Origin of the sequence: Kitasatospora sp. NPDC088346 (assembly GCF_044740765.1) — a bacterium.
Classification (GTDB): domain Bacteria; phylum Actinomycetota; class Actinomycetes; order Streptomycetales; family Streptomycetaceae; genus Kitasatospora.
This window is the reverse complement of sequence record NZ_JBIURH010000138.1, coordinates 1-3382: the sequence shown is the minus strand read 5'-3', so window position 1 is coordinate 3382 and position 3382 is coordinate 1. Positions and strand designations below refer to the sequence as shown.

Sequence of the window (3382 nt, the reverse complement as noted above, 5' to 3'; positions counted from 1 at the left end):
ATTGTTCGGCGGCGTCCTACTCTCCCACAGGGTCCCCCCTGCAGTACCATCGGCGCTTTGAGGCTTAGCTTCCGGGTTCGGAATGTAACCGGGCGTTTCCCTCACGCTATGACCACCGAAACACTATGAAACTGTCAACCGCACCACACCCGTGACCAAACGGTGTGGGGTCGTTGTTTCAGAACAACACAGTGGACGCGAGCAACTGAGGACAAGCCCTCGGCCTATTAGTACCGGTCAACTCCACCCCTCACAGGGCTTCCATATCCGGCCTATCAACCCAGTCGTCTACTGGGAGCCTTACCCTCTCAAGGAGGTGGGAGTGCTCATCTCGAAGCAGGCTTCCCGCTTAGATGCTTTCAGCGGTTATCCCTCCCGAACGTAGCCAACCAGCCATGCCCTTGGCAGGACAACTGGCACACCAGAGGTTCGTCCGTCCCGGTCCTCTCGTACTAGGGACAGCCCTTCTCAACACTCCTACGCGCACAGCGGATAGGGACCGAACTGTCTCACGACGTTCTAAACCCAGCTCGCGTACCGCTTTAATGGGCGAACAGCCCAACCCTTGGGACCTACTCCAGCCCCAGGATGCGACGAGCCGACATCGAGGTGCCAAACCATCCCGTCGATATGGACTCTTGGGGAAGATCAGCCTGTTATCCCCGGGGTACCTTTTATCCGTTGAGCGACGGCGCTTCCACAAGCCACCGCCGGATCACTAGTCCCGACTTTCGTCCCTGCTCGACCCGTCAGTCTCACAGTCAAGCTCCCTTGTGCACTTACACTCAACACCTGATTGCCAACCAGGCTGAGGGAACCTTTGGGCGCCTCCGTTACTCTTTAGGAGGCAACCGCCCCAGTTAAACTACCCACCAGACACTGTCCCTGATCCGGATCACGGACCCAGGTTAGACATCCAGCACGACCAGAGTGGTATTTCAACGACGACTCCACCCAAACTGGCGTTTGGGTTTCAAAGTCTCCCACCTATCCTACACAAGCCGAACCGAACACCAATATCAAGCTATAGTAAAGGTCCCGGGGTCTTTCCGTCCTGCTGCGCGAAACGAGCATCTTTACTCGTAATGCAATTTCACCGGGCCTATGGTTGAGACAGTCGAGAAGTCGTTACGCCATTCGTGCAGGTCGGAACTTACCCGACAAGGAATTTCGCTACCTTAGGATGGTTATAGTTACCACCGCCGTTTACTGGCGCTTAAGTTCTCAGCTTCGCCACACCGAAATGTGACTAACCGGTCCCCTTAACGTTCCAGCACCGGGCAGGCGTCAGTCCGTATACATCGCCTTACGGCTTCGCACGGACCTGTGTTTTTAGTAAACAGTCGCTTCTCGCTGGTCTCTGCGGCCACCCCCAGCTCGGAGTGCAAGACTCGTCACCAGGAATGGCCCCCCTTCTCCCGAAGTTACGGGGGCATTTTGCCGAGTTCCTTAACCATAGTTCACCCGAACGCCTCGGTATTCTCTACCTGACCACCTGAGTCGGTTTGGGGTACGGGCCGCCATGAAACTCGCTAGAGGCTTTTCTCGACAGCATAGGATCATCCACTTCACCACAATCGGCTCGGCATCAGGTCTCAGCCTCAATGAGTGACGGATTTGCCTATCACTCGGCCTACACCCTTACCCCGGGACAACCACCGCCCGGGCTGGACTACCTTCCTGCGTCACCCCATCGCTCACCTACTACCCTGTTGGGTCACCGGCTCCACCACGTCCCTTTGTCCGAAGACTCCGGGCCGGCTTCACGGGCTTAGCATCAAGAGGTTCGACGTTGGCGCTTCAAAGCGGGTACGGGAATATCAACCCGTTGTCCATCGACTACGCCTGTCGGCCTCGCCTTAGGTCCCGACTTACCCTGGGCAGATCAGCTTGACCCAGGAACCCTTGGTCAATCGGCGCAAGAGTTTCCCACTCTTGTATCGCTACTCATGCCTGCATTCTCACTCGTGTACCGTCCACAACTGGATTCCTCCGCTGCTTCACCCGGCACACGACGCTCCCCTACCCATCCACACAGCCGTTGGGCCTATATATGTGAATGACACGACTTCGGTGGTGTACTTGAGCCCCGCTACATTGTCGGCGCGGAATCACTTGACCAGTGAGCTATTACGCACTCTTTCAAGGGTGGCTGCTTCTAAGCCAACCTCCTGGTTGTCTCTGCGACTCCACATCCTTTCCCACTTAGCACACGCTTAGGGACCTTAGTCGGTGTTCTGGGCTGTTTCCCTCTCGACCATGGAGCTTATCCCCCACAGTCTCACTGCCGTGCTCTCACTTACCGGCATTCGGAGTTTGGCTAAGGTCAGTAACCCGGTGAGGCCCATCGCCTATCCAGTGCTCTACCTCCGGCAAGAAACACACGACGCTGCACCTAAATGCATTTCGGGGAGAACCAGCTATCACGGAGTTTGATTGGCCTTTCACCCCTAACCACAGGTCATCCCCCAGGTTTTCAACCCTGGTGGGTTCGGTCCTCCACACGGTCTTACCCGCGCTTCAACCTGCCCATGGCTAGATCACTCCGCTTCGGGTCTTGGGCATGCAACTCAACCGCCCTATTCGGACTCGCTTTCGCTACGGCTACCCCACACGGGTTAACCTCGCTACACACCGCAAACTCGCAGGCTCATTCTTCAAAAGGCACGCAGTCACGAGACGCACAGCAAGCTGCACATCCGACGCTCCCACGGCTTGTAGGCACACGGTTTCAGGTACTATTTCACTCCGCTCCCGCGGTACTTTTCACCATTCCCTCACGGTACTATCCGCTATCGGTCACTAGGGAATATTTAGGCTTAGCGGGTGGTCCCGCCAGATTCACACGGAATTTCTCGGGCTCCGTGCTACTTGGGAGAAGCTCAAGTGAGCCGTACAAGTTTCGTCTACGGGGGTCTTACCCTCTACGCCGGACCTTTCGCATGTCCTTCGACTACCCATACGGTTTCTGACTCACCCAGCCGCCGGCAGACGACTGAAGAACTTTCCCACGACCCCGAAGCGGCAACCCCTGCCGGGTCTCACACCACTTCGGTTTAGCCTCATCCGGTTTCGCTCGCCACTACTCCCGGAATCACGGTTGTTTTCTCTTCCTGCGGGTACTGAGATGTTTCACTTCCCCGCGTTCCCTCCACATACCCTATGTGTTCAGGTATGGGTGACAGCCCATGACGACTGCCGGGTTTCCCCATTCGGAAACCCCCGGATCAAAGCCTGGTTGACGGCTCCCCGGGGACTATCGTGGCCTCCCACGTCCTTCATCGGTTCCTAGTGCCAAGGCATCCACCGTGCGCCCTTAAAAACTTGGCCACAGATGCTCGCGTCCACTGTGCAGTTCTCAAACAACGACCAGACACCCACC

Annotated in this window: 2 rRNA genes; both read right to left on the bottom strand. The window is 56.8% G+C overall.

Going from position 1 to position 3382, the window contains the following annotated elements:
• Positions 1 to 3: 3 nt before the first annotated feature.
• Positions 4 to 120, bottom strand: a 5S ribosomal RNA gene (rrf, locus tag ACIOFR_RS41925).
• Between the two features lie 87 nt (positions 121 to 207).
• Positions 208 to 3330, bottom strand: a 23S ribosomal RNA gene (locus tag ACIOFR_RS41920).
• Between the last annotated feature and the right edge of the window lie 52 nt (positions 3331 to 3382).